Consider the following 5384-nt stretch of genomic DNA (forward strand, 5'->3'; position numbering starts at 1 on the left):
TATGGTTTACATAACTTTCATATTAGTGGTAGCACCAGGAACAGCATTAAAAGAAATACAATATGGGCTACAATATTAAGCGGCATACTTTTTTTCTTTTCGTAAAGCCATCCAAAAATGATTCCTACAATAATAGCAAAAAAAACACCAATGTAGAAACCACTCACTATAAAGGATGCTCCATATAAAATGGAACTAATTAGTATAGCGAGAGCAGGAGAGAACCAGTTTTTCACTGCATTTTGGATGAAACCACGCCAGAAAAATTCTTCTCCAGGAATAATGATGAAGAACAATAAAATGTAATGCCATAAAGCAGAAGGTGCAAATACACCAAAGAAACGAGAAACTTCTTTCGTAGCTTTAGACGGTAATAGCTCCAGTAGCTGAATACCTAAAAAGCACAAGAAGTAAGTTCCTATACCATATACTATACCCCAAAATAAATAGTTAAACGTTTTCAGCTGGTCTTCTAATTTTGAAAAATAAAAAGCAGAAGCCGTTAAAAAAAGTGTTGTAAACGAATAGAAATACCAAAATACGTCTTTATTATTAAACGTAACCCAAGTAAAAACAAAAGCTAATACTAGTGATATTACTAGTCCTATAAAAAGTTTTCGATTATTCATATATGCACATCCTTACCATAGTCACAAAAAAAGAGAAGTATAGAGTTTATGACGGTCTAGGAAAAAGAATTGCCTGTTACTTAGAAATAAAACCGTTCATCTCATGGAGAGGAACGGCATGACGTTTAATCTTCATTGCTATATAATATCTTATAACGCTTATGGTTGATTACCGTTTTTTCTTCTAGTTCAAGCTCGTTAAAGTTTTCCATATAAGTTAAATCAACTATGACAGAATTCTCATTAACTTTTTCTACTATACCTTGAAGACCATCTTTAAACTCAATAATGTTACCGACTTCAGCGATTTTCATAGATTGTCCCATCCCCTTAAGAACATAATATAATACAGTTTGCCCTAAAAAAAGATGTACGTAAAGTATTTTTATCAAAAGTTTTAAAACTATACATTTTGACTGATATTAAAATACTACTTTTCAATAATACATGAGGAATTCAGTTTAGGAGGCATTCTATAATTGTTATGTTTTTCAGAGGAATCGTAAATATAAAAGGCTATGTTAAAGAGTATGGTTGATTTACTGTAAAGAAATCTATTAATCAGAAAGTAGAATTGATTTCCGCCCCAGCCGGACGCTTTCCGCGGGGTGAGCGATAAGCCATCACCCATCGCTAGCGCGCGTGGTTGTGATGTCTGATCTGTCTCACTCATCCCGCTGGAGTCGCCGTCTGTCGCTCCAATCAATAAATGGGAACAGCTTTAATGCATCGATAAGTGCGAATAAATTTACTCGCATAAATAAAGCCGAAAAACGGTACCCAGTCCCATTTCATTATCTATTTATAATCTTAGTAGTCATTTGAATGTCCCTTTTATAATGTATACAGTCACTAAAAAAAAGAATGGTTAGTCAAAATCAACCAATAACTCTAACAAAGCTATATAAAACTAACCCATTTATTTGAAATATAAGGAGATATAAACATGCAATCGATAGATGAACAACTTAACGCGCTAAAAAGTGGGATGGTAGATCAAATTCACGTCACTAAGGAAGAGTTTTTAGCATTTAGAGAAGTACTTGTAAAAAGAGAAGATTTTAAACACTTTAGTGGTAATGCGATGCAAGGTGGAGATATAATATATACTTATCTAACGCATCCAAGAAGTTAATGTGCTGAAGTACATTACTTTACTTTAAATTGTCGGTATATTCTGATTAGTATAAGTGGTTTATGTATAGATAGTAGAGGGAAATATACAATTTTCAAAAGGAGAGTTTTCTAATGATGGAATCTATTCTAAAAAGGCTAGAATATACAAGAGAAAAGATGATTCAATCTGCGATAGAAAATGGTGTAACTAATAGGGAAACTATTCGATTAAGTGAAGAGCTAGATCATTTACTTAACGAGTTTCATTCCCAAGTTAAACAGCTAAGCACATCTAAACAAATCGACTAGTAAATTGGAGAAGATATAAATGGATTCAGCGTTAATCAAACTAAAAAAAGAATTGAACCAGTCCATTATAGGTAGAGAAAAAGAAATCGATTTTATGTTAATGGGTTTGTTAGTTCAAGGCCATGTGCTATTAGAAAGTGTACCGGGATCAGGAAAAACAATGATGGCTAAATCTTTTGCAGAAGCCATTCAAGGAGAGTTTAAACGAATACAATTTACTCCCGATGTTCTTCCTTCAGATGTAACAGGAATTAGTTACTTTCACCCTCAGAAACAGGAGTTTATTCTGCGGATAGGTCCAGTAATGAGTAACATTTTGCTTGCAGATGAAATTAATCGTGCCACTCCAAGAACTCAGTCCAGTCTTTTAGAGGCGATGGAAGAGAAACAAGTGTCAATTGATGGTGAAACTATTAAGCTACCTTATCCTTTTATGGTGATTGCTACACAAAACCCAATAGAATCACAGCAAGGTACCTTCCAGTTACCTGCTGCTCAGCTAGACCGCTTTCTTTTTAAGCTTAATATTGGTTATCCAACCATGAAGGAAGAGAATTACATTTTAAAACATTTTGGTCAAGCTCCTGGAAAAGTTAAAACAAAGCAAGTGGTGTCTCTTGAGAAAATTGAAGAATGGTCTAAGCAAGTAAACAACATTCAAGTTCATGAAGACATTTTTACTTACATCATACAAATTGTCCAAGGTACGAGAAAACATCCGTACATAGAACTAGGGTTAAGTAGTCGAGCTTCTTTAGCTATGCTACAGGCTTCTAAAGCCCACGCCTTTATTAATGGTAGGGAGTATGTGACACCTGATGACGTAAAGAACATCATAGATCCTGTTTGTTTGCATCGCCTTAGATTGTCCTCACAAGGAATGCTAATCCATGAAATATCTAGTATTGTGACAGAATTGATTAAAGAAATTGAAGTACCCGTAGAGGCTAGTACATAATGACGTGGAAACGTAACGATATAAACTATAAGTATATAAAAATATATAGGGATATATTGCTGATCAGTGCGGGATTTCTTTTTATCTTTAACCAGCATGTACTTTTCGTTATTATTATCTTTTTGTTATGTTTCGTGTTGATTCAACTGCTTTACTTTCAAAAAGTTGGTAGTGGACTTACTTTAATAAATGAGAAAAAAAGAGTTAGATTAATGAAAGGGACTACCTCACATTTTGAACTGACTTTTAAAAATAAAGGTATGCCTATTTGGAATGGCACCATTACAATAGCATTCCAGGATTCAGTTGCTCCAGTTAGAGCCAATAATATTTCATCTTCGGGATTTTTTGAGGTGAATGTTCCTTTTTCTATTGGATACAATAAAACAGTTACGATACAAGTACCCATAGTTGGTAGTAGAAGAGGTCTTTCAAGGTTTAGAGGTATAGATATTAATATCCCTCATCCATTAACGGATGGTTCCATTATTCTGAAATACCAACCATACATATTAATGGATGCGATAGTTTATCCAACTATCTATCCAATTAAAGAAGAATTTCTTCCTACTCGACTTAAGCCTGGAGAGCTGGAGTTAAATTCTTCTTTGTTTGTTGACCCATTCTTCCCTGTTGGTACTAGAGAATATGAACAAGGTGATCAGTTTAATCATATTCATTGGAAAGCAAGTGCAAGGACACAGCAGCTTCAAACCAAAATTTTTACAAAAGTTACTAATGTATCGGTATTATTTTTAGTTAATCTTGCAGATGGGTATAGGATGGTTCATGATTTTGAGGAGAAGATAGAGTGGCTAGCATCTAATGTGGAAGCTTGTTATAAGGCAAATGTTCCCTTTGGATTTGGCTTAAATATTCGAGCATCAGGAAAGAGACCATTTGTATTTGTTCCTTTAGGCACTGGTGATGTACATAGACTAAATGCTTTAGAGCTACTTTCTATTTTATCGGTTAGCAATATCACTATACCATTTGAAAACATTATTAAATATATTGATAGTCATGAGGAAATGCCGGTGTCTGTTCGAGTTTTTTCTCATAATATGGAGAAGTATTATTCCATATTAACCTCATGGGAGCAGAAGGCAATTGTAACATATCTAACTGAGCAAGAGGAGGGAGATTATGTTAAATAACTCCACTCAAACTTTCCCTGTACAAAAATTGTCCTATGAAAAGTACCTGAAGGATATGTGGATTGTTAGCTTGTTCTTTGTTCTATTGTTAAATGAGACTTTGGTAAGTTTGCCTATTCTATGGATTGGTATCCAAATTTTTATGGGGATAGTTGCCCAGTATACTTTTTCGAAGTTTGGACCTAGTTTAATCATCGCATTTATTATTCCTACGGTGTCATTACTTATCCTCTTTTTAGTTGGAGGTCCCTTTTGGCTATATTGTATTGGGGTTCTAATATCTGTGTGTTGCTTACATTATAGATACAATGTCATTCAGTTGGACGAGGACAGTGATAATCCTTTTGCCTTACTGTCTTTAATGGTATTTTTCTCTGTCCACTTGGTTTGTTTTATGCTTGTAATCGAAAATTATAAAGTCTCTTTATATGGTGTTTTTATAGGAGGAGTTATTTTCTTTGTAGGGTTAAGGTTATTTAGTGTTTGGAGAAAAAGTTACAGTCATACAAAAGAATCGTTAAACCAATTTGCACTATACTATTTAGTTGGTTTGTCAGTTATATTTCTTTTAACTTTCTTAACCTATTTAATTTTTACCCCAATGAGACAACTTTTAAATGTGATCCTCCAGGGGTTGTTTACTATTGTGATGTTGCCTTTGACACCTTTGTTCAATTTACTGGCAGAATATTTGAGTAATTTATTCAGCGAACCTGCAGAGGAACAAGAACATGATATTTTAGCAAATGACGGTATAATGGATGGTTTACTTGAAGATAAATCGGAAGCAATTGCTTCTTCATTTCCAATAGAGTGGATCCTATTTGGGGCGTTAGGTATAGTAATACTTTTAATCATTACTTATGTTATCAAAAAGAAAATAGAATTTCCTATGCAACAAGAAGGGAATAATTTTATTTATAAAAATGATAATTTGGCTATTGAGGAAGAAGAATTATTAAATCAACGTACCATTTATAAAGTTGAAGCTTCATTCCTGAGAGACCTGTACTTAGAATTTGAAAAAGAGGCAACATCATTAGGGTACAAGAGAGAAATGAGTGAAACTGTTAGGGAATGGTTTAAAAGAATGTCATGGGAGGTAAAAGGTGAATTCTTTTCTACATATGAAGAAGTAAGATATGGTGGTCACATGGTAGGAGAAGAACAGGCGGATATTTTTATAGAAGAACTGGATAAAATAAAAAAAATAAT

7 protein-coding genes are annotated in these 5384 nt (G+C 33.7%); 5 read left to right on the forward strand and 2 right to left on the reverse strand.

The window, feature by feature from the left end; translation table 11 throughout:
• Positions 1 to 17 precede the first annotated feature (17 nt).
• The gene (locus AC06OU_RS03545; RefSeq protein WP_475854025.1) at positions 18 to 629 is read right to left on the reverse strand and encodes a lysostaphin resistance A-like protein; all 612 of its coding nucleotides are present in this window, start codon (positions 627 to 629) and stop codon (positions 18 to 20) included.
• Positions 630 to 754: 125 nt separating this feature from the next.
• A complete protein-coding gene (locus AC06OU_RS03550; protein ID WP_144537802.1) occupies positions 755 to 943 on the reverse strand; it encodes a YkvS family protein in 189 nt (62 codons plus the stop codon).
• Positions 944 to 1575: 632 nt separating this feature from the next.
• Between AC06OU_RS03550 and AC06OU_RS03555 the strand changes: the two genes are divergently transcribed.
• From AC06OU_RS03555 to AC06OU_RS03575, 5 genes are all read left to right on the forward strand, one after another.
• Entirely contained in the window at positions 1576 to 1764 is a 189-nt protein-coding gene (locus AC06OU_RS03555; RefSeq protein WP_298471831.1) for a hypothetical protein, read from the forward strand.
• A 113-nt stretch (positions 1765 to 1877) separates the two neighbouring features.
• Complete coding sequence (locus AC06OU_RS03560; protein WP_169358892.1) at positions 1878 to 2054, forward strand: aspartyl-phosphate phosphatase Spo0E family protein; 177 nt, start codon at positions 1878 to 1880, stop codon at positions 2052 to 2054.
• Positions 2055 to 2073: 19 nt separating this feature from the next.
• Entirely contained in the window at positions 2074 to 3012 is a 939-nt protein-coding gene (locus AC06OU_RS03565) for an AAA family ATPase (protein ID WP_475854027.1), read from the forward strand.
• Positions 3012 to 4169, forward strand: a complete 1158-nt coding sequence (locus tag AC06OU_RS03570; protein WP_475854028.1) for a DUF58 domain-containing protein — start codon at positions 3012 to 3014, stop codon at positions 4167 to 4169. The genes AC06OU_RS03565 and AC06OU_RS03570 overlap by 1 nt, the downstream gene beginning before the upstream one ends.
• Positions 4159 to 5384: DUF4129 domain-containing protein (locus AC06OU_RS03575; protein WP_475854029.1), on the forward strand; the 1226-nt coding region annotated here is incomplete at its 3' end. The genes AC06OU_RS03570 and AC06OU_RS03575, both read left to right, overlap by 11 nt.

This window comes from Psychrobacillus sp. (assembly GCF_056205495.1).